Origin of the sequence: Streptosporangium pseudovulgare, assembly GCF_014648055.1 — a bacterium.
Lineage (GTDB): Bacteria > Actinomycetota > Actinomycetes > Streptosporangiales > Streptosporangiaceae > Streptosporangium > Streptosporangium pseudovulgare.
Window position 1 is genome coordinate 334682 of sequence record NZ_BMQJ01000006.1, and the last position, 22145, is coordinate 356826.

Annotated in this window: 13 protein-coding genes; 9 read left to right on the forward strand and 4 right to left on the reverse strand. The window is 72.6% G+C overall.

Going from position 1 to position 22145, the window contains the following annotated elements:
• Positions 1 to 64: 64 nt before the first annotated feature.
• On the reverse strand, positions 65 to 1066 hold the full coding sequence (locus tag IEZ10_RS15080; RefSeq protein WP_189247102.1) for a hypothetical protein: 1002 nt from the start codon (positions 1064 to 1066) through the stop codon (positions 65 to 67).
• The gene (locus IEZ10_RS15085) at positions 1063 to 1569 is read right to left on the reverse strand and encodes a hypothetical protein (protein WP_189247103.1); all 507 of its coding nucleotides are present in this window, start codon (positions 1567 to 1569) and stop codon (positions 1063 to 1065) included. Before IEZ10_RS15085 ends, IEZ10_RS15080 begins: the two co-directional genes overlap by 4 nt.
• A gap of 270 nt (positions 1570 to 1839) precedes the next feature.
• On the opposite strand from IEZ10_RS15085, the gene IEZ10_RS15090 reads away from it, so the two are divergent.
• From IEZ10_RS15090 to nrfD, 9 genes are all read left to right on the forward strand, one after another.
• On the forward strand, positions 1840 to 2880 hold the full coding sequence (locus tag IEZ10_RS15090; RefSeq protein WP_189247104.1) for an SseB family protein: 1041 nt from the start codon (positions 1840 to 1842) through the stop codon (positions 2878 to 2880).
• Entirely contained in the window at positions 2880 to 3266 is a 387-nt protein-coding gene (locus IEZ10_RS15095; protein WP_189247167.1) for a UCP033725 family protein, read from the forward strand. The genes IEZ10_RS15090 and IEZ10_RS15095 overlap by 1 nt, the downstream gene beginning before the upstream one ends.
• A gap of 215 nt (positions 3267 to 3481) precedes the next feature.
• Entirely contained in the window at positions 3482 to 3889 is a 408-nt protein-coding gene (locus IEZ10_RS15100) for a YbaB/EbfC family nucleoid-associated protein (RefSeq protein ID WP_229811277.1), read from the forward strand.
• A gap of 5 nt (positions 3890 to 3894) precedes the next feature.
• Positions 3895 to 4248 carry a hypothetical protein gene (locus tag IEZ10_RS15105; RefSeq protein WP_189247105.1) on the forward strand — a complete coding sequence of 118 codons (354 nt, stop codon included), beginning with the start codon at positions 3895 to 3897 and terminating at the stop codon, positions 4246 to 4248.
• Positions 4249 to 4348: 100 nt separating this feature from the next.
• Complete coding sequence (locus tag IEZ10_RS15110) at positions 4349 to 14392, forward strand: WXG100-like domain-containing protein (protein WP_189247106.1); 10044 nt, start codon at positions 4349 to 4351, stop codon at positions 14390 to 14392.
• A gap of 109 nt (positions 14393 to 14501) precedes the next feature.
• Positions 14502 to 15029, forward strand: coding sequence for a hypothetical protein (locus tag IEZ10_RS15115; RefSeq protein ID WP_189247107.1), 528 nt, complete (start codon positions 14502 to 14504; stop codon positions 15027 to 15029).
• A gap of 63 nt (positions 15030 to 15092) precedes the next feature.
• Entirely contained in the window at positions 15093 to 18281 is a 3189-nt protein-coding gene (gene fdh / locus IEZ10_RS15125; protein WP_229811278.1) for a formate dehydrogenase, read from the forward strand.
• Positions 18274 to 19155, forward strand: a complete 882-nt coding sequence (locus tag IEZ10_RS15130; protein WP_189247109.1) for a 4Fe-4S dicluster domain-containing protein — start codon at positions 18274 to 18276, stop codon at positions 19153 to 19155. Before fdh ends, IEZ10_RS15130 begins: the two co-directional genes overlap by 8 nt.
• Before the next feature lie 4 nt (positions 19156 to 19159).
• Positions 19160 to 20161, forward strand: a complete 1002-nt coding sequence (nrfD, locus tag IEZ10_RS15135) for an NrfD/PsrC family molybdoenzyme membrane anchor subunit (RefSeq protein WP_229811279.1) — start codon at positions 19160 to 19162, stop codon at positions 20159 to 20161.
• 16 nt (positions 20162 to 20177) lie between these two features.
• Here the strand turns inward: nrfD and IEZ10_RS15140 are convergent, their stop codons facing one another.
• Entirely contained in the window at positions 20178 to 20843 is a 666-nt protein-coding gene (locus tag IEZ10_RS15140; RefSeq protein WP_189247110.1) for a response regulator, read from the reverse strand.
• Positions 20840 to 22036, reverse strand: coding sequence for a sensor histidine kinase (locus IEZ10_RS15145; protein WP_189247111.1), 1197 nt, complete (start codon positions 22034 to 22036; stop codon positions 20840 to 20842). The genes IEZ10_RS15140 and IEZ10_RS15145 overlap by 4 nt, the downstream gene beginning before the upstream one ends.
• Positions 22037 to 22145: the final 109 nt, after the last annotated feature.

Sequence of the window (22145 nt, forward strand, 5' to 3'; positions counted from 1 at the left end):
CCCGGCTTCCGGCGACCGGCCGGGCGGCGGGGGAGCCGCCGGGTCCCCGGGTCCCCGGCCGCGCCTACCTGAACTTCCAGCCGGGCGGGAAGACGACCGCCCGCAGGCCGTGCCCGGTCAGCTTGGCCGCCCACTGCTCGGGAGTGGGCAGGATCTCCTCGCCGTCGTCACTCATCAGGTTGTACGCGGGGGTGTAGCCCAGACCGGAGCCGGACAGGCGGGCGATCAGCTCGGTGGCGCGGGTGGGCGCCACCCCGCGCAGGGCCGTCGCCTTGACCCCGTCGTAGACGAGGGCGTAGGCGCCGTTCGCCGCGGCGATCCTGCCGAGCTCGGTGACGTTCTCCCCGGCGGAGCCCGTCGGCAGGCCGTGCGACGCCTGGACGCTCCTGGTGATGCCCAGCGAGACGGAACCGTAGGCCGCGCCGTCCACGATCATGTAGAGGAGCGTCGTCATGGCGTACTTCGGGAACGCCATCGCCATGATCCTCCCGGCGCTGAGCGCGAAGGCGGACTTCATGCCCTGGGCCACTTTGATCAACGCGGCGATCCGGGCGGCGGCGAAGCCGTAGAGGGCCGTGGTCATCGGCTGGAACATCACCAGCCACAGGATCTGCAGGAGCAGGTCCTCGATGTCGGCGAGGTTCTTCCGGGTGGTCTCGACGAGCTGCGCGTACGCCTCGCAGCCGGCGGCCACGACGCGGCAGTCCCTCGCGAGCTGCGGCGCGTAGCCCCGGACGACCCCCTGGTACAGGGTCTGGAACGCCTCGACGGCCTCGCCGCCGTTGCGGGGGTTGTTCCACACCGCCTCGGCCAGGGCGTCGGCTCGGCCGGCGACGCCCCCGTCCGAGCCGTTCCCGCCTGAGCCGTTTCCGCCGTCGATGTCGTCGGCGAGCCGGTTGAAGATCCGCGCGATCTCCCGCAGCCGCTCCGGCGGGATCTCCGGGGCGGTCACCCCGGCGTAGATCTTCAGCGCGGCCAGGGCGGCGGTGCCCGTCCCGAGGAGGAGCATCATGCCGCGGGTGGGGGACAGCGCCGACACCGGCGAGAGCGGCAGCGGCGGCGTCATCGGCCGTCCCGGTCGGGGATCGGACCGGGGACGGACATGGGAGCCCGGCCGGAGGGCGGCGCCGCCGGGGGAACGGGCGCCGGGCCGGGGGCCGGACCAGGGATCGGGCCGGGTGAGGCCGTGCCCGGCGGCGGTCCCAGCGGCGGGCCGTCGGCCGTGTAGTCGGGAACCCTCGCCAGGTCCTCGGCGAGGCCCCAGTCGACGTTCCAGACGTTCCGCCCCGTCATGAGCAGCCCCTCCCCGATGTCGCCGTAGGCGCCGGCGAGGTCACGGGTGAGTTCCAGCATCTGGTCGCGCTTCGGGGTGAACCACTGGAGGAATCGCCGGTCCGTCTCCTCGTCGGCGGGCAGGGGCCCGAGGGCCGCCAGGGCGCCCACGGCGCGGGCGACCGCCTCGTAGAGGTCACCGCCGGCCACCCGGAACCCGGGGGCGACCACGTTCTCCAGCTGGTCGTGGTCGACCTCCATGGGGACGACCGGACGGCCGGGAGATGGCTCCGTCAAGCAACGGCTCCTAACCGGGAACGGAACGCGGATGTCGGAAAGATGTCGGGTGACGAGAGCTTCGTCCGTTGATGTTCCTAATCGAATAATCTTCGGTTAAGGCCTTATTAATACATTGATGTCCGGGATCTTGTACATCGTCACGGAGCAGGACGTACGGCCACCGGCGGCCCTCCGGCGCGGCCCGGTTCTCCCGCGCGGCCCGGTTCTCCGACGATCTCCCGTACGGCCCCCGCTCCCGGTGGCGACGGACGTCCTAGGGTGGTCGTCGTGCAGGAGTGGCGGCCCGAGAGCCCGTTCGAGAAGCGTCTCCAGGCGGCGTTCGCCGCTGAGGACCTCCCGGTCTGCCTGGCGCTGTTACGGCAGGCCGAGATCGGCCTGCCGGTCACCCCGGCCGCCGCGGAGGGGAGGGAGCCGGCCGCCTGGCCGACCTTCACGGGCGACGGGCGCACCTGGATGGCCGCCTACACCTCGCTCGACGCCATGCGCGCCGTTCTCGGGGACATCACCGAACACGTCCGCATCGTCACGTTCGCCGAGCTGGCCGCGGGCTGGCCCGACCCCCGGTGGGGGCTGGCGGTGAACCCGGGCCTCTCGACGTCCTTCTTCTTCCTGGAGGCCGGTACGGTGGCCAGGCTCGCCGTGCCGTCCCTGGTCGAGGAGCGCCTCGCCGAGCCCGGCTCCGGACCGCCGATCATGCAGAAGCTGCTCCGGCCCGCGGACCTGTACGCCCATCTCGCCGAGGGCGGGTCCCGGGTCTCCGGATACTGCCACCGGGCCAGGGACGTCGCGCACATCGCGACCCCGACCGTCCTGGCGGACGCGCTCGGGCAGGCGCACGAGGAGGGAGTGGTCACCGACGAGGGGTCGGTGAACATCCTGCGGTGGCGCGCGGTCGGGCTCGACCTGTACCGCACCCCCTACGGCGGCGTCGATGAGGCGTCGCGGGCCGCGGTGGCCGGGTGGGTGATCGAGGAGCCACCGTTCGTGGGCATGGGGCTCGTGCCGAACGCCGACCAGCTCATCCGTGAGTACAAGGTGGACGGCGTCGGCCTGCCCCACGGCGCCGAGATCTGGGAGCTGACCGTGGACGGCGTGGAGTACCGGCGCGCGGTGTACGACGGCGACCTCGGACGCTGGTTCCTGGTCGACGACGTGCCGGCGGGCGAGGCGCCCGACGGCGCCGACGCGTCCGGCGGCCCCGCGATCGCCTGGGGCCCCGGGGCGGCCGGTGGTGCCGGAGCGGCCGATGACCAGGTCTTCGATGGCCCGTTCCACCGGGGAGCCGACGCTCCGGGAGGGGCGGCGTGATGTGGCATTCCTACCGGGCGCGCTGGCGGGGGACGGAGTACGCCGCGAGCCCCGATCCGCGCCCGGACGCGGTGTGGGTACGGCTGCGCGCCTCGGAGCCCGCCGAGGGTTTCGAGGAGGTCGAACCGGGCTGCTTCGTGCGGCCGGTGCGGGCCGAGGAGTGCGAGTCGATCTCCTTCGTCACGACCGTCTGTGAGTGGCGCGGCGCGCCGTTCCAGGTGTGTGACCGGCGCGGTGACACGCTGCTCCTCGAATACGTCGGGGGTCTGCTGCCGGTCGCCCGCGAACTGGAGCTGGAGCGGGTCGAGCGTGGGATCCACCGGCGCTGGGTGCCCAGGCACGAGGTGACCGATCTCCGGGAGAACGTCGCCTTCCTGGAACCCTGACCCGCGTCCCTCCGCAGGACGACGTCGCTTATGGCGTTGTATGAGCGTTTTCAGTGGTATTTGGTGCTTGCCGTACCACAGTGGCGGATGTCAGGATGATCGATAATTCACGAAGATTTAACGTGCGAATCGTCCAGGTGTCGGCGGGGGGCACGGGAGGCAGGGGGGTCGCGGTGGCCACCGCCACCGGTCCCGCGCTTCGAGGGGAGGTCGATGTGGAACCTTTCGCGGTCTCGGATGAGGCGAGGAGCATGCAGGCCTACGCCGAGGAACTGCGCGCCACCTTCACCCGCCTGCAGGAGCGGGGGCCGGAGATCCACCGGCAGGCGCGGGCCGTACAGGTGACCGAGAAGTCGCGGGACGGGCTGGTGTCGGCGACCGTCGGCGCGCGCGGCGACCTGATCAGGCTCGACCTCGACCCCCGCATCTACCGGCGGCAGGACTCCCGGGAACTCGCCGACGTCATCACGGACACCGTCCACCGGGCCACGGAGAAGGCCCGGGCCATGGTCGTGGAGCTGTTCGAGCCGCTGGTCCCCGGCGACCAGATGAAGGAGCACCTGGAGGGCGACCTCGAAAGCGTGCTGGAGCGGATGGCGGCCCAGATGCTCGGGAAGAGGTGACCCCGGTGAGCGAGTACGGCGGTTACGAGGACGTCGTCGGGGTCCACTACCAGGGCGTGACACACGGCCTGGTCCGATGGGACACCATGTCGGTCGACGTCCACACCCTGTGGGTGATGAAGGTGGAGCGGATCCGGGCGCTCAACGCTCTCGCGCCCTGGGGCCGGGACACCGCCGGCGCCGCGTTCCAGGCGGCCTACATGAACGGCGGCGGCCCGGAGAAGATGATCGAGTACGGCGACGGCATCGTGAAGACGGTCATCGAGGCCGGGCCGAAGGTGCGGAACAACATCGGCACCACGCAGGCCACGGACGACCACGAACGCGCGGCCATGGACAGGCTCATCGAAGAGGTGTGACCGGTACCGAACCGTCCTTCCGCGCCGCCGGCGCGAGGAGGATCCGGACGCGCCGGACGTCCGTCCGGTGACCTGACAGCACCACAACGGGGGAGATGGCGTGGCCGTCAACACGGATTCCGCCGGAAGCCGCACCGGGATCAATCCCAGTGCCGCCGGGGGGACTCCGCCCGACGTCGTGGGCGGCGCCGCCCCCGACGTCACGCCCGCGTGGGGCGAGAGCCTTCCGGCCTGGGCCAACACCCTGATCTCGTATCTCGCCTCGGGCCAGAACTGGCCGGAGGCGAGCGAGAGGTTGATGTGGCAGATCGCCACGGCCAACCGGGAGCTGTACGAGGGCCTGGTCACCTCCGTCGAGTCGGGCGTCACGGCCGGCGGCATGATCCTGCAGTCGTGGACGGGGCCGGCGAGCAAGAAGTTCGCCGAGGACTTCGCCCAGGCGTACTCCCAGGACTCGGGCGTGCCCGTGCTGGCGCAGCAGGCGGCGGCCTACTTCCAGCAGGCCGACAACTTCGCCCGCGAGGTGCAGTACTCCAAGATCTCGATCAACGTCGCGTTCTGGATCGCCGTGATCGCGACCTACATCGCCCTGCTCGCCGCCTTCTTCAGCGCGGGCGCGACCACCTCGGCGCTCGGCCCCATCGCCGCGGCCGCGCGATCCAACATCGGCCGCATCCTTGAGCGGCTCGCCGTGGTCGCCGGGCGCACCCCCGAAGGCGCGGTCACCCGGCTGGCCGCCCGCGGGGCGGCCACCAACGGGGTGACCGCCGCAGGCGGGGCCGCGCACGGGCTCCGGACGCTCCTCACCGGTGCGGCGGGCCGGGAGGTCACCGAGGAGATGGGTGAAGAGGGCGCGATCGACTACCTGACCCAGAAAAAGCAGATGGACATGGGCACCCGCACCAGCCGGGACTGGCAGCGGTTCCTGGCCTCGCTGGTCGGCGCGGCCGGTGGCGCGGTCATCGGCATGAAGGCCGCCCCCATGCTGAACAGGTTCTCCAGCAGCATGCCGGTGCTGCGGCGGCTGAACGAATTCGGCGGCACGGACCCGGGGATCATGAACGCCGTCAAGCGGTTCCCCGCCCGCGCGGTGCAGACGGGCCTGAACAACATGGTCGCCTCGCCGGGCGGAAGCATCATCGCCAACACGCTCGTCTACAGGCAGAACCCGCTTGAGGCGCTGCCGAACGGGGAGGCCCTTCTCGGAGCCGCGCTGGGCGGCGCCGGCCGAACGAACACGATCAGCCCGTTCAACCCCGATGTCTTCAAGGCGATCACCCACCTCCGGGCGACCCTCGACAGCGGCGCCGCGATCGCCGCGGCCTCCGACGCCCGCCTGGCCGGCGGCGACCCGCCCGCCGGGTCCGGCGGACCGGCGGTGACGCCGGGGAACCAGCCCGATCCGGGGAGTGGCGGCACCAGCCTCGCGAACGCCCCCGCGCCGGACCCCGCGCCGGACCTCGCGACGGTCGCGGCCGCCGGGAACGGCGGGAACAGCGGGCATGTCGGGAACAGCGGCAACGGCGGCAACGGCCCGAACCAGTCCGGCGTCCCCGCCGGGAACGGCCAGGCGACGGGCGGGGCGCAGAACCCGCAGGCCACGGGCACCGTACCGGTGGCACCGGTCGCGCATACGGCGCCCGGCGCGGGAACGACCCCGGCCGGAAGCCCGGCGCACACTTCCGTCTCGCCGGCCACGGCACCGTCCTCGCCCGCCCCGGCGTCCGGGACGGCACCGTCCGGATCCTCCGGGACCGGACCGAACACGCCGAGCACCTCCCACGCGCCGCAGGCCGGAGCGCCCGCCGCGCAGAGCGGACAGGGCGCGTCCACCGCGGCGCAGGGCCCACAGGGTCCAGCCACCGCGCAAGGCGCGCAGGGCACGCCCGCCGCGCAGGGTTCACAAGCCGCGCAGGGCCCGCAGGGCACGCCTGCCGCGCAGAGCGGCGAGGAGGCGTCCGCCGCTCGGGGTTCCCAGGGTCCGCAGAGCCCGCAGGGCTCGCACAACGCGCCGCAAGGGGCGCCCGAATCACAGTCTTCGCAGGGCGCGCCGAACACGGCCGCCGCGCCCGGTTCCGCCAACACGGCCGCCGCGCCTGATCCCGCGAACACGGCCGCCGCGCAGAACCCGGCTGCCGCGCCCGGTTCCGCGCCCGGTTCCGCGAACACGGCCGCCGCGCCTGATCCCGCGGGCGCGCCCGTCACGCCGAGCGCGCCGACTCCGTCGGTGCCGGGGGGAGCCCAGGAATCGGCACCCGGCGCCGGAACGGTGACCACGGCGGCCGGCACCCCGAATGCCGTGGTGGCGCCGGGGACCGCGCAGGCGGGCACGACGGCCGGAGCGAACGCACCGGCCACCGGCGGGGAGACGGCTCCGGGCACGTCCCAGACCGCGCAGGTCGTCCCGGCCGCCCCCCAGACCGCGCCGGGCACCAGCACGCGTGCGGCGACGAGCGCGCCGGCCACCGCCGGGCCGGACGCCGCCGCGGCGCTGCGGCTCGCCGACTCGGTGCTGGCCGAGACCGTGCGGATCGTCGCACCGACCGCGACCCTCCTGAACGACGGCCGCATCCGGCTGGCCAGGGAGGACGGACAGGTCCTGCACATCCCCGCCGACGCCGTCCGCTTCGTCGGACGGCAGCTGACGACCCGGGTCCACGACGGCGTCGGCAGGCAGCGGCTGACCGCGGAGGCCGCCGCGTGGCTGGGCATCGAGGTCGCCCGTACCCTCGGCGAGGGAGGCAGGGAGGGGGCCGTCCTGGCGCTGCACCAACTGGTCGAGGCGTCCCCCGAGTTGAGCGACGCGGCCACGCAGGTGGCCGTGGAGATCCTCATGGACAATCCCGCCGACGGAGGGATCGACGGCTCTAACCCGGACGCCGGCCGGTTCGCCGAGGAAGTGGCCGAGCGGGCGAAGGAGCCCGCGAGGGCGCCGGTGGACGAATACGCCGAGCTCCGGGCGACGGCGATGAGCCGGGAGGTCGGCGCTCTCCTGCAGCAGGTCACCACGTCCGGACAGGCGGGGGCTCCGGCGGGCACGGCGACCGCGGAGCCGGGACAGGAGGTCCTTCCGCCCGCGGAGCTGTCCGTCAGGCTGCAGCGGCTGGCCGAGACCGTGGCGAAGGCCGAGACCGCCCTGGAAGAGCGCGCCAAAGCATGGTCGGGCAGGGCGAAGGCCGCCCGTGAGGACGCGGACAGCACGCTTGAGAAGGTGGAGGCCGCGGAGAAGGCCGAGCGGGAGGGGAAGCCGCTCAGGGGAGAGCGCGACAGCCGGGCGCAGGAACGGCGCCGCCAGGCTCGCGAGAGCGCCAAGGCCGGCCGGGAGGCGGCGGCCATGGACAGCCGGGTCGCCGCCAGGTACAGGACGGCCCGGACCCGGGCCGTGGCGGCGCGTGCGGCGCTGGCGGAGGCGGCCGACGCCCTGAACCGGCTGGCCGGCGAGCGGGAGGGGAGCCCGACGGCGGCCGGCCTGTCCGCCGAGGCCGCGCGGCTCGCCGGGAATGCGCAGGACGCGTTCGACAGGTACCTCGACGCGATGAAGGAGGCGCTGCCGCCGGAGGCCGTACGGTCCGCGACCTTCGCGGCCGGTCCGCTGCCGCACATGGCCGCGCTGACCGACGCGGTCAACAAGCTGCTGGCCGACCAGAGGATCGATCACGAGTTCTCCCCGGCCGAGCTGGAGGACCGCCTGCGGGCGGAGTTCCGCCGGATGATGTCCACCGACGGAGCGGTGCTGCGGCTGGAGACAGGCAAGGGCGCCGAGCTGGTGATCAGGATGGAGGTCGAGGACCTCGTGGAGGTCCTCGACCCGGAGGTGACGCACTCCGAGACGATGCTCGGCTGGCTGACGCAGGGAAACCGCTCGGCGTCGGCCGGTGCCGGCCGCAGCGCCGGCACGTCCGTCGGCGCCGACGTGCCGGGGTTGGTCGGGAACCTTCTCGGGCTCCTGCCGGGCGCCGGCCCCGCCCTGGCAATGGTGAAGGGACTGGCGAAGCGTCTCGGCCTCGACGTCGGCTACGGCCGCGAACAGGGATCGTCGCAGAGTGTGAACGGTTCCAGGTACGTGCTGGGCGGCGGGGTCCTGGACAACCGGGGCCCGGCGGCCAAGTACCAGGCGGGGAAGGTCAAGTTCACCGCCGGGCTCGACGCCCCCGGGATGAGCGGGCGGGTCACCGTCCAGGTCACCGAGGGCGCCCCCGGCGACGGGACGACCGCAGAGCTGTGGGTCTCGCACGCCCACATCGAACCGGCCCCCGAGAAGACGGCCCAGCGCGACTTCGCCGAGGGACACCGGCCGACCCTTCCCGGCCTCCAGGTCATCCACGTGGCCGGTCTGGAGGAGGCGATCGACGAGGTTGAGGTGAGCCTCGCGGACAGGGGCGCCGGCGTGGGCTCCATGATCCATCACGAGATCCGCACCGCCCTCGCCGAGGAGGTGGCGAGCAGGCTGCCCGAGGTGGTCAACAACCCGGGCGGGCTGTCGCGGCCCATCGCCGGGGCGTCGGGGATCACCCTCGACGTCGAAGGTGATCTCAAGGTGCGGCGCGCCGGGCAGGGAAGGTTCACGGTCGACGCCGAGATGGTGGGAACGGCCACTTCCCAGCAGTTGGGGGAGGAACTGGGCGTCGGGTTCGTCTCGATCTCGGACGGCCAGGGAGTCAACCAGTCGCGGAACGTGAACCTCACGGTGGGCGGGAAGTTCGCCGACCACGTACCCTTCCTCGACATCGACGCCAAGGGCCTGTCGGGGAAGCTGAGCGGCAGCGGCTCCCGGGGAGTCTCGCGGTCGGAGGGGGTGAACGCGAACGGCACGGGCATCCTGCCGCTCGTCGGGCGGAAGAAGGACCACAACGAGACGTGCGTGTTCGACGTGATCACCACGATCACCGTGCGGGTGCCCGGGGAGAGCGAGCCGCGACGGCTGGGGCCGATCACGCTGACGGTGACGGCGCAGATGACGGAGAGCGACGCCTACAAGGCGTACTTCCCGGTCGACGAGGCGGCGGTCACCCGGGACGAGGACGCGGTGACCCTGAGGGACGACGTCCTTCCGGAGGCGCCCCCGGGACGGCGGAACCGGCCCGCGGACTGGGAGGGAGAGGGGCCCGGGCGGGTGCGCAGCGTCGGTTTCGCGCACGTCGAGCTGATGGACGACATCACCGGCCTGCGGGAGCAGGCGGAGACGTACCTGCGCGGGCTGGACCTGCTGCCCGGCCCGGACGGCGAGGTGTCGAAGGACGAGGTGCGGGCCGCCGGCCAGCGCGACAACCAGCGGGCCCTCGACGAGACGCTGTCCAAGTCGCGGTTGCAGACCGAGTACGGCAACCGGGTGCTCTACCTCCCCGTCGTGGACCAGCGCAAGGGCCGTCAACCGCAGCACTCCACCCTGCGCATCCAGGTCAACCGGGGCTGGAGGACCAGGATCTACGCCGGCCACACCCCCGGCAGGCCGGTGGTCTCCCTGTTCATCGGGTCCGACACCTCCGGAAGTTCGAGCGGCGGGTCGGGGTCGTTGTCGGGGAATGTCGGGGTGGGTGCCGGGTACGGGACCGCGGACGGGGAGTCGAAGATCTCCGGGGGCGCGGGGCACGGCAGGAGCATGGGCCGGGGGTCCGGCGAGAGCCGGGGCTTCACCACCAACGACGTCTATCTGGTGGAGAACCTGACGTCGACGGCGCTGACCGACGAGGTCGACACCGTGACGATCGACCACCTGACGGGCGACACCTCCCATCGGGTCGCCTCCGACCAGGTGCGGGTACGGCAGAAGCTGCCCGCCGACCTGCTGCCCGCGGCCGGCTCCGCGATGCCCGCGACCGGCATGCCCTCCTCCGAGGAACTGCTGGACGTGTCCGTGCCGCTGGCACTGGACCTGGGCAGGGACGCGGATGCGGCCCCGGGCCGGAACGCCGAGATCGCCGAGGAAATCGCCAGGAAGGCCGGCATACAGCCGGGCACCCTCGCCTTCCAGGCGGTCACCGGGTTCCTGAGCACCCTGAACCTCCTGACCCACCCCGACTTCCTGCACACTCCTCACGAGATCGAATTCACCGTCGACCCGGACGGCCCCAGTCCGCGCCGCTGGTCGCTGACGATCGGCGCCCGCCTGGGCGACTCCACGTTCGTCGGTGAGAGCGACCTGGTGGACAGCCCGCTCAACCTCTCCCTGACCAGTCACGGCGCCACCACCGGCAAGCAGAGCGGCCGTACGACCGACGGTTCGGTCTCCGGGGGCCTCAGCCAGGCCGAGGACCCCACGACCGGCGGGGACGCGAACGGCTCCGCGGGCAAGAACACCTCCAGCGAGGTCATGGACCTGGGAATCGGCGGAAACGAGGTCCTGCCCATCCGGACCGGCCCGAAGGACGTGTTCCGGGCCGACCTGGAGACCGTCATCACCCTCGCGGAGGTGGGCACCGACAACAGCGTCACGATGCGGACGACCGACGGCACCTACATGTACGGCGTCCCGCTCCGGGACGGGCTGAGGGCCTACGCCGAGGGAAGGGCGTCCCTGCCGCTGGACTACGTGGCAGACGTGGTGGAGCGCTACCTCTACGGCCACGTGACCCTCGGCCGCGACGTCCAGGCGCCCCTGGTCCAGCGCTACCTGAAGGATCTGGCCGCCGCGCGCCGTTCCGGTGTGAAGGTCCCGCTGGCCGACGAGCACACTCCGCGGGCGCTGCTCGACCGGATGATGCAGTTGTTCGGCAACCATGACGAGGAGCTCAGGCGGGAGGCCGACCCCGGCCGCCGCCTGGCCAAGCTGCTCGCCAAGGAACGCGACAGGATCGCGGATCCGGAGAAGGTGCGGCTCGCCGACTCCGTCAGGGAGCGGATGGGCCAGTCGTGGCCCGAACGGGTCGTGCTGCGCACCGAGGACGGCACCAGGACCGACGTCCACCACGCGATCCTGCGGGCCGTCGAGGAATACGCGCCCGGCGCCCTGGCGGCGAACTCCGCGTTGCGGCGGCGCCTGTTCGGTGACTTCGCGGGCAAGCGCTGGTGGGGAAAGATCATCAACATGCTGGGGCAGAACGGGCACGCCCAGTCCCAGCCGCTGACGGACGAGGCGCGGCGCGGCCTGCAGATCCCCATCAGGCTGAAGATGAGGATCGACGGCGAGGACGTCGTGCTGCTCGCCCATGTCAGCGAGGACGGCATCATCGTCCAGGGATACGACTACGAGGAGAAGGCCGTCACCGAGACGGTCACCAGGTCGCTCGGGGGCGGCGTGGGAGGCAACGGCTCGGTGGGCGTCTCCGGCATCAGCGTCGGCACCTCCGGTTCGCTGAGCACCGGGCGGAGCCGCTCCGAGTCGACGACCCGGGGCGAGCAGTGGACCTGGATGGAGCGGATCGCCTCGTTCAACGGGATGGAGAAGGTCCGGCACGGGTTCGAGATCACCATCGAGGTCGGAGACGGCCAGGCCGCCCAGGGCACCCGGCCGCCCGTCACCGTCACGCTGAACGGGGAGATGACCCGCTTCGTCCCCACGGAACTGGTGGAGACCGAGGAGAACGGGCCCGTGGAACCCGACCCCCGGCCGGTGAGGCTCCCCCAGCTCTTCAAGGTGGACAACCTGCAGCTCGACGGGTTGCCGACGGCGGTGCAGGAGGTGCTGGCGGACAAGAGGCTGCTGGGCGCGGAGAACGCCCGCGCGGTGTTGCCGATGCTGGAGCAGAACCTGTCCCGGCTGCGGCAGACCGGTCATCTCCGCGCCCTGCTGGAGGGACGGGCCACCACGCTCCGTCTCCGGCATCCGGATCACCCTCGCAGGTTCGTGGACGTGACCGTCCGCGCCCGGCCGAAGGACGTACGCGTCACCGTCACCGGCCGGCACAACACCGAACTCGGCCGGGTGCACCGTATCCAGCGCATCATCTCCAGGTCCTTCGCGTACACCCGGCGATTCTCGCTCAGCAGGGTGCGCAGGTTCTTCGGCCTGTCCAGGACCCGCACCAACGGCTGGCAGGTCTCCTTCAGCTCCTCCTACAGCGGCGGCAACCGCAACGAGACCAGCGTCTTCGAGAAGGGCACCGCCGCCAGCGCCGAAGTGCCGCTCGTGCTCGACGTCACCGCCGAGACGAAGATCGTCAAGCGCAACCGGGCCGTGAAGATCCGCGCACGGGTCGACGCGCCGAACGCCGCGACCGGCATGGCCGAGGTGACGCTGTTCGAGCGCGACCTGCGGGCGCTGGAGGCCCAGCGCGGAACCGAGGGCCGACGCCGGTGGGGCTGGAGGTTCGGTGATCCGGAGGTCACCCGGACCGCCGAGCGCCCCGGCTGGCGTGCGCGGTGGCGGAACGGGGCGCCGGCCGCCGCACCCGGGTTCGATCTGAACGAGCTCGCCGCCGAGATCTCGGACCGCTCGCTGACCGCCGTCGAGACGGAGCGTGAGATGACCGCGGCCGCCAGACGGCGGCTGCCCGAAGGCTGGAGGCCCGGTACGCCGGTCCGGATCACCGCCCGGGCGGACGCCCCCGGACGGTTGGGGCAGGTGACGGCCGCGCGCCTGCTGGCGCAGAGTCTGGCCACCGACGTCTACGTCGAGATCCGCGATCCCGGCGGCGCCGTCCGCGGTCACTACCGTGCCACCCGTGAGGGTGAGCTGAGCAGCGCGGTGCTCGACGGCACACGGCCCAGGGCGATGCCCGACGGCGGGTTCGCCTCGGCGTTCGCCACGCTCCCCGCCGCGCTGGTGAGACAGGCGGACGAGGCGGGGATCGACCTGCGCGTGCTGTACAACGGCTCGCCGGACAACGGGGACTTCGCCGCGCGCGTCCGGGAGAGGCTGTCCCCGGTCGGCGAGACCGGTGGCCGACCCGGCACCTCGCAGGAGACACAGGAGACAGAGGAGGCGGGCTCGCCCCGGCCGAGCGGTGGCACCTACCAGGGGGCCGCCGCGGGCTCACAGCCGGGGGGCGCCGGAGGTTCGGTCCAGGGCGGCGGTTTCGCGGCGATGGCGTCCCAGATCCCGGGGACGACGTTCACCGTGGACAGCCGGCCGCCGCATCTGCCCTCGCTGACGCGGGAGGAGATCCGTCAGGTGATGGCGGCCGTCCATCCGTCGGTTCTGGGCCCGGACGTCGTGAACGTGAGCTGGTCCGCCGACGGCTCGACGATGGCGGTGGAGACCCGCAACCGGGGTGTCCTGCACATCCGGTTCGACATCGGCCGGCCCAGGAGGTGGATGACGTGGGACCGGGTGTCGGGTATGCCGAGCCTGACGTTCGGCCGGTCCGGCAGGGTGATGGCGAGGACGCGGATCAGGTCCGGCACCGCGGAGGCCCCGCACCGGGTGCTGGTCACCAGCAGGCCCCACCCGAGGGTGGTGACGCGGATCGTGATCCACGAGCTCAGCCACATCCGCCAGCGGGTGGCCGCCGCCGATCGCCTGGCGGATTCGAGGGCGTTCCGCCGTGCCCTCGCGCGGGTCTCCGAAACCGCGACGCAGGACCACTGCGTGCAGGCCCGGTACGACGAGCACCGTGAGCTCGGGAGGCAGTGGAGGGCGGCCCGCACCGCTGACGACAGGCTCTACTACGAGCATGAGATCAAGGGGGTGGCGCAGGCCATCTGGGAGCACGGCCACGTCCCCCCGGTGCCGCCCTGGGAGGCCGGGACGCCCGCCGAACCCGGGTTCGGGCTGGACGCCCTGCTGAACCGCCCCGCGACGCCGTCCACGACCGAGGAGACGAAGGACGCCTACTGGGCGCGAATGCGCCGGCTCACCAACTCCACCGGCTGGATCCCGCCGGAGAACGAGGAGTGCGTCTGCCCGCCCACCGGCCCGTGCGTCTGCGGGCGGCGTTCGCGGACGCCGGGGGACGGCACGTCACCGGTCCCCTCCCCGCGTGCGTCCTCACCGGCCCCCTCCGAGGGCACGGCCCCGGGACCCGGCGAGCCGGAGGACCCGCGCCCGCGGGACGGCGGGGACACGCCGGTGACCGGCCGCCGGGTGAAGGTCTCCCGGGACACCTCGCTCTGGGCGCTGGCCGAGCGGTACTACGGCGAGGGCCGCCACTGGAAGGTCATCTGGGAGCGCAACCGTGAGGTGATCGGTGACGACCCCGGCATGCTCCGGGCGGGGATGACCATCACCGTTCCCGACCTGCCCCGGAAAGCCGGACGGGCCGGGTGAGCGGGGTGACCCGGTGGCCCGCCGTACGGTGCCCGGACGGGCCGGATGAACGGGAGGATCGGAGGAGGACGGTTCGCGGGCCGGAGAGGACCGGGGAAGGGAGGATGCGATGCCGTTTCCGGTGGCGCGGAGCCGGGACGAGGCGCTGTTCTATCTCGACCTGAACCCCTGCGGATGCGGTTCGGCCGATACGGCCTGGCAGAGCGGGCTGGTGACCGTGGCGGACGAGCTGGTCTCCCGCTACGCGGGAAGGTGCCGGGGCTGCGGTGCCGACCGGGAGTTCTTCTTCGGTCTGCCCGAGCGGGAGACGACGTCCGCCCGGTTCCCGGCGTTCGGCGGCCCTGAGCCCTCAGGGCTTCTCGACGCCGGGGAGTGGCTGTGGGCCTCCGACCGGATCGCGGGCAACGTGCCCTCCGACGACCCGCACGAGGCCGCGATCGCCCTGGCGATCGCGACGGCGGCGGTGGAGGAGGTCGTCAAGTTCGTCCCGCCCGGTCAGGAGGAGGTGCCCGGGGAGGCGTTCTGGACCGAGCGCGGCAGGCGGATGCGGGACGCCGGTCCGGGGCGGTTCCGCCTGGACCGGCTGCTGGTCGTCCGCGACGCCTACCGGTCCATGGCCGCCCAGAAGACGACATGACAGCAAATACGAAGAAATCCTAAAAGCGGGTTAGGCCGCCGAGGCATGGGTAACAAGAGGCGCATGACACGGGAGAGGGGGATCTTCCGCTGGCCGGTACTCCGGCAGCTCAGAGGAGAGGATCCCCGGAGCGACGCGGCGCGGTCGGCGCGGACCGACGCGCTCCGTCCCCGTGTCGAGCAGGCGGACAAGGTCGCGCGGTCGGTGTGCCCGTACTGCGCGGTCGGCTGCGGCCAGCTGGTCTACGCCAAGGAAGGCCGGGTCACCCAGATCGAGGGCGACCCCGACTCCCCCATCTCCCGGGGGCGCCTGTGCCCCAAGGGCTCGGCCAGCAAGCAGCTCGTCAACCACCCCGACCGGCAGACGACGGTGCTCTACCGGCGCCCGCACGGCACGGAGTGGGAGCGCCTCGACCTCGACACCGCGATGGACATGATCGCCGACCGGGTGGTCCGCACCCGGCGGGAGACCTGGCAGCAGGAGGAGGACGGCAAGGTCGTCCGGCGCACCCTGGGCATCGCCAGCCTGGGCGGAGCGACGCTGGACAACGAAGAGAACTACCTGATGAAGAAGCTCTACACCGCCCTCGGGGCCATACAGGTGGAGAACCAGGCCCGTATTTGACACTCCTCCACCATCCCCGGTCTGGGGATCAGCTTCGGGCGTGGCGGCGCCACGGACTTCCAGCAGGATCTGGCCGAGTCCGACTGCATCGTCATCCAGGGCTCCAACATGGCCGAGTGCCACCCGGTGGGCTTCCAGTGGGTGATGGAGGCCAAGGCCCGGGGCGCGAAGGTCTTCCACATCGACCCGCGCTTCACGCGGACCAGCGCGCTCGCCGACCGGTACCTGCCGATCCGCGCGGGCACCGACATCGTGCTGCTCGGCGCGCTGATCAACCACGTGCTGACGAACGGGCTCGACTTCCGCGAGTACGTCCTGGCCTACACCAACGCCTCGACGATCATCTCGGAGGACTTCCGCGACACCGAGGACCTCGACGGGCTGTTCTCCGGCTACGACGCCGAGGGCCGCAAGTACGACCCGTCGAGCTGGGCCTACGAGGGCGCGGAGGAGGAGGCCGCGGCCGGGCAGCGCCGGGAGCAGCTTGAGGGCGGGGCCCTGCACGCCGAGGCGGCCGGTCCGCACGAGTACGGCTCGGGCGGTCCCGCCATGCTGGCCACGCCGTCCACCGACCCGACGCTGAACCACCCGCGCTGCGTCTACCAGATCCTCAAGCGGCACTTCGCCCGCTACACCCCGGAGATGGTGGCCGAGGCGTGCGGCATCGAGCCGGAGGCGTTCGCCGAGCTGGCCGAGGCGATCACCGCCAACTCCGGCCGGGAGCGCACCACCGCCTGGGTGTACTCGGTCGGCTGGACCCAGCACTCGGTGGGCGCGCAGTACATCCGCGCGGGAGCCATCCTGCAGCTGCTGCTCGGCAACATAGGACGGCCCGGCGGCGGCATCCTGGCGCTGCGCGGCCACGCCAGCATCCAGGGCTCCTCCGACATCCCGACGCTGTTCAACATCCTGCCCGGCTACCTGCCGATGCCGCACGCCCACCGGCACGAGGACCTCGACGGCTACCTCGCCGCCGCCGGCGCCGACACCGGCTTCTGGGGCAGGAAGCGCTCCTACATGGTGAGCCTGCTCAAATCGTGGTGGGGTGACGCGGCCACCGCCGACAACGACTTCCGCTTCGACCACCTGCCGCGCCTCACCGGCGACCACGGCCACTACACGACCGTGCTGGGGCAGATCGACGGCACCGTGAAGGGCTACTTCGTGGTGGGCGAGAACCCCGCGGTCGGCTCCTCCTCCGGCAGGCTCCAGCGTCTCGGGCTCGCCAACCTGGACTGGCTGGTGGTGCGCGACCTGCGGCTGGTGGAGACCGCCACCTTCTGGAAGGACAGCCCGGAGCTGGAGACCGGGGAGATGCGCACCGAGGACATCGGCACCGAGGTGTTCTTCATGCCCGCCGCCAGCCACGTCGAGAAGGAAGGCACCTTCACCAACACCCAGCGGCTGCTGCAGTGGCGCGAGAAGGCGATCGACCCGCCGGGCGAAGCCCGCAGCGACCTGTGGTTCTACTACCACCTCGGCAAACGGATCAGACGGCGGTTGACCGACGACGACATCGACCTGCCGCTGCGTGAGCTGACCTGGGACTACCCCGAGCACGGCGAGCACGCCGAGCCGTCGGCCGAGGCGGTGCTGCGCGAGATCAACGGCACCGGCCCCGACGGGCGGGCACTGTCGGCCTACACCGAGCTGGAGCCGGACGGCTCCACCCGGTGCGGCTGCTGGATCTACTGCGGCGTCTACGCCGACGAGGTCAACCAGGCCGCCCGCCGCAAGTCCCGTCACGAGCAGGGCCGGATCGCCCCGGAGTGGGGCTGGGCCTGGCCGGCCAACCGGCGCGTCCTGTACAACCGCGCCTCCGCCGACCCCGAGGGCCGCCCGTGGAGCGAGCGCAAGAAGCTCGTCTGGTGGGACGAGGAGAAGGGCGAGTGGACCGGCCTCGACGTGCCGGACTTCGAGAAGGACAAGCCGCCGCACTACCTGCCACCGGACGAGGCCAGGGCCGAGGACGCGATCTCCGGCAGCACGCCGTTCATCATGCAGGCCGACGGCAAGGGCTGGCTGTACGCCCCGGCGGGCATGGCCGACGGACCGCTGCCCACGCACTACGAGCCGCACGAGTCGCCGGTGCCCAACCCGCTGTACGGCCGGCGGGCCAACCCCTGCCGGAAGGTCTACGACCGTCCGGAGGTGCCCTACAACCCCGCGGGGTCGTCGCGCTTCCCGTACGTGCTGACGACCTACCGGCTGACCGAGCACCACACGGCGGGCGGCATGAGCCGGTCGCTGCCGTACCTCGCCGAGCTCCAGCCGGAGCTGTTCTGCGAGGTGTCGCCCCGGCTGGCCGAGGAGCTGGGCCTGGTCAACGGGGGCTGGGCGACGATCGTGACGACGCGCGCCGCGATCGAGGCCCGCGTCCTGGTGACCGGCCGGATCCGCCCGCTGCGGCTCGACGGCCGCCGGATCGAGCAGGTCGGCCTGCCGTACCACTGGGGCTGGAGCGGCGGCGTGGCGACCGGCGACGTGACCAACGACCTGATGCCCGTGGTGCTCGACCCGAACGTCTACATTCAGGAGGGCAAGGCCGCGACCTGCGACGTGCGACCCGGCAGGCGTCCCAGGGGACCGGCGCTGCTCGAACTGATGGAGGAGTACCGCCGTGGCTGAGCGGGTGGGGTTCTTCACCGACACGAGCATCTGCATCGGATGCAAGGCGTGCGAGGTGGCCTGCAAGGAGTGGAACGACGTCCCCGACGACGGGTTCGTCTTCCGGGCGACCTCCTACGACAACACGGGCGGCCTCGGCGCGAGCACCTGGCGGCACGTGGCGTTCATCGAGCAGCGCGTCCCCGCCCCGGGGGACGGCGGGCCCGGCGGCCCGTCCGGCGCCGGCGAGCTGCCCGCCGACTCCGTGGGCCCCGGCGTCGAGACCGGCGCGGACGGCGAGCGGCCCGGCGCCGTGACAGGCGAGCCGGTGGACCGCTGGCTGATGGCGTCCGACGTGTGCAAGCACTGCACGCACGCCGCCTGCCTGGACGTCTGCCCCACCGGAGCGCTGTTCCGCACCGAGTTCGACACGGTGGTGGTGCAGGCCGACGTGTGCAACGGCTGCGGGTACTGCGTGCCGGCCTGTCCCTACGGCGTGATCGGCCGCCGGGAGGACGACGGCCGGGCCTTCAAGTGCACGATGTGCTACGACCGGCTGCGCGGCGGGCTGGAACCGGCCTGCGCCAAGGCGTGCCCGACCGACTCCATCCAGTTCGGCCCGCTGGACGAACTCCTGGAACGCGCCGAGCGGCGGGTCACGGACCTGCACGGGCAGGGCAGGACCGAGGCCCGGCTGTACGGCGCCGACCCCACCGACGGCGTGGGCGGCGACGGCGCGTTCTTCCTGCTGATGGACGACCCCGAGGTGTACGGCCTGCCGCCCGACCCGGTGGTCACCACCCGCGACCTGCCCGCGATGTGGGGCTGGGCCGCGGGCGCGGCGCTGTCCATGGCCGGGATCATGACCGCGGCGTTCCTGAGAGGAAGGCGGTAAGGCGGTGGCAAGGCGCGAGGACGCGATGGTGCCGGAGGCCGAGTTCCGGTCCTACTACGGGCAGCCGGTGATCAAGGCCCCGGTCTGGCACGTGCCCCACATGCCGCTCTACCTCTACCTGGGCGGGCTTTCCGGCGGGGCGTCGCTGATGTCGGCCGCGGCCCGGCTCGCCGGGCACGACCGGCTCGGGCTCACCGCCCGGGTCACCGCCGCCGCCGGGGCCACCCTCGGCGCGGGCTTCCTGGTCGCCGAACTCGGCCGGCCCGAGCGGTTCCTCAACATGCTGCGGATCTTCAAGCCCACCTCGCCGATGAGCGTGGGCTCCTGGATCCTGGCCGCGCACAGCGGGCTGAGCGCGCTCGCCACGGCCTCGGCGGTGGCGTCCGCCGCGCCCGCCTCGGCCGTCGCCGCCCGGCTGCCCCGGAGGGTCGCCGCCGCGCTGCCCGCCGTGGGCGACGCCGCGGCCGTGGCCACCGCCCTCACCGGTCCGCTGATGGCGACCTACACGGCCGTGCTCGTCGCCGACACCGCCGTGCCGGCCTGGCACGAGGCACACCGGGAACTGCCGTTCCTGTTCGCCGGGAGCGCGCTGGCCAGCGCGGGCGCCATGGGCATGCTGGCCACCCCCCGCGCCCAGGCGGGCCCGGCCCGCGTCGCCGCCGCGGCGGGGGCGGCCGTCGAACTGGCCGCGGGCGCGGTGATCGAACGCCGGCTCGGCCTGGTCGGCGAACCGTACCGGGAGGGGAAGTCGGGCCGCCTGATGCGGGCCGCCCGCGCCCTCACCACCGGCGGCGGCCTGCTCGCCACGGTCGCCGGCCGCAGCCGCGCGCTGACCGCGCTGTCCGGCCTCGCGCTGACCGCCGGCGCCCTGTGCACCCGGTTCGGAGTCCTGGAGGCCGGCCGGGCCTCCGCCGCCGACCCCAAGTACACCGTGGTGCCCCAGCGGCAACGCCTGGAATCAGGCGACCGCGCCTCCACCCCGGCCCCCGCCCGCTCCTGGCCGTAGGCCGACGGACGTCCCTTCACCGGTCGCGCGCCTCGCGCCGGGGCCGAACCACGCCGGCCTCGTACGCGAGCACCACCGCCTGCACGCGGTCCCGCACACCGAGCTTGGCGAAGATGCGGTTGATGTGCGTCTTCACGGTCGCCTCGCCGAGATGCAGTTCCCCGGAGATCTCGCGGTTGGACAGCCCCCGGGCCAGCAACCGCAGCACCTCGGTCTCCCGGGCGGTCAGGTCGGCCAGCCCGGGAGCGGTGACCGGTGGCGCCTGGGAGGTGTAGTGGTCGATCAGACGGCGGGTGATCTCCGGTGAGAGCAGCGCGTCCCCACGGGCGACGGCGTGCAGCGCACCCGCCAGTTCCTTAGGCGGGGTGGTCTTGAGCAGGAATCCACAGGCGCCCGCGCGCAACGACCGGTAGACGTACTCGTCGAGATCGAACGTGGTGAGCATGACGACGCGACGGTCGGGGCGGTCCGCGAGGATCCGCTCCGTCGCGGCCACGCCGTCGAGCCTCGGCATGTGGATGTCCATCAGCACGACGTCCGGCTCTTCCCGGATGGTCAGCCTCAGCGCCTCCTCGCCGTCCGTGGCCTCCGCGACCACCTCGATGCCGGGCTGAGCGCCGAGGATCATCCGCAGGCCGGTGCGTACGAGCACCTCGTCGTCCGCGATGAGGACGCGCGTCACACCGACGCTCCCGTGTGCGACGGCACGGGGGCCGCGGAATCTCCGCTCAGGGGCAGTTCCACCCGCACCTCGAACCCACCGCCTTCCCTCGGACCGGTGACGGCCGTGCCCCCGAAGAGTTCCACGCGCTCGCTGATCCCCGTCAACCCGAGGCCGCCGCCGTCGCTCTGGCGGACGATCCGCGGGCCGTCGTTGACGGCGTGAATCCTCAGATCGGTGCGTCCGACGTCGATCGCGACCGAGACCGTGGTCCCCGGCGCGTGTTTGACCGCGTTGGTCAGGGCCTCCTGCAGCACCCGGTAGCCACTGACGTCGACGGCCGCGGGCACCCTGCCGAGGTCGCCGTTGACGGCGACGTCGACCCGCCCGCCGGCGGCCCGGACTCCGGTCAGGAGCGGCTCGATGTGCCGCAGCGAGGGCAGCCGCTCCAGAGTCCCCTCGCCACGGAGGATGACGAGCAGGCGACGCAACTCGGTGACGACGTCACGACCGACCTCCTGCACCACGTCCAGCGACTCATGGGCCTGCCGGACGTCGGAGTCGAGCATGACCTGGGCGGCTCCGGCCTGCAGCACCATCACGGCGACGCCGTGCGAGACGATGTCGTGCAGCTCCCGGGCCATCCGGAGCCGCTCGTCGGTGCGCGCGGCGGCCTCCCGTTCGGCGGCCAGCGCGACCAGACGTTCCGCCTGGGCACGCCGCATGCGTACGGCGTAGGCCGGTCCCATGACCGCGAGCGCGACGAAGACGATGAAGGCCCAGTCCGGGTCGTCCGCGACCGTGGTCTCGATCCCGAGCGAAACGAAGTAGGAGACACCGGCGATCACCGGGCCGTGGCGGCCGCCCACGGCGACGCACGCGAAGCAGACGACGACCAATGCCAGGAGCGGCACGACCGGCCATTCGGGGAGGACCGGCGTGAAACTCTGCGCGACGAAACAGACGCCGACCAGGACCACCGCGGCCCGGGGGTACGACCCGCAGGCCGCGACCGCGAGGCAGTAGCCGGCGAGCAGTACGGTCAGCACGGCCAGCCAGCCACCGGGCAGCGCGGCGAGATCGGGGCTCTCGCCCTCGACGTACGGGGCGAGCGGCACGTAGATCTCAACCGAGCCGAACCCGAACAGCGCGAGGCCCGCCGCGACAGGCCCGAGGTCACGCCGACGCCGTCCGAAGCCCCGGAGCCATCCCATGGCGGGGAGCATATTCGAGCCGCCCGCCGCCCGGCATCCACCCACGGGTGGAGCGGCGTCCCGCGGCGTCAACCCGTCGATCAACATCCGGACCGACGACCTGAGCGGT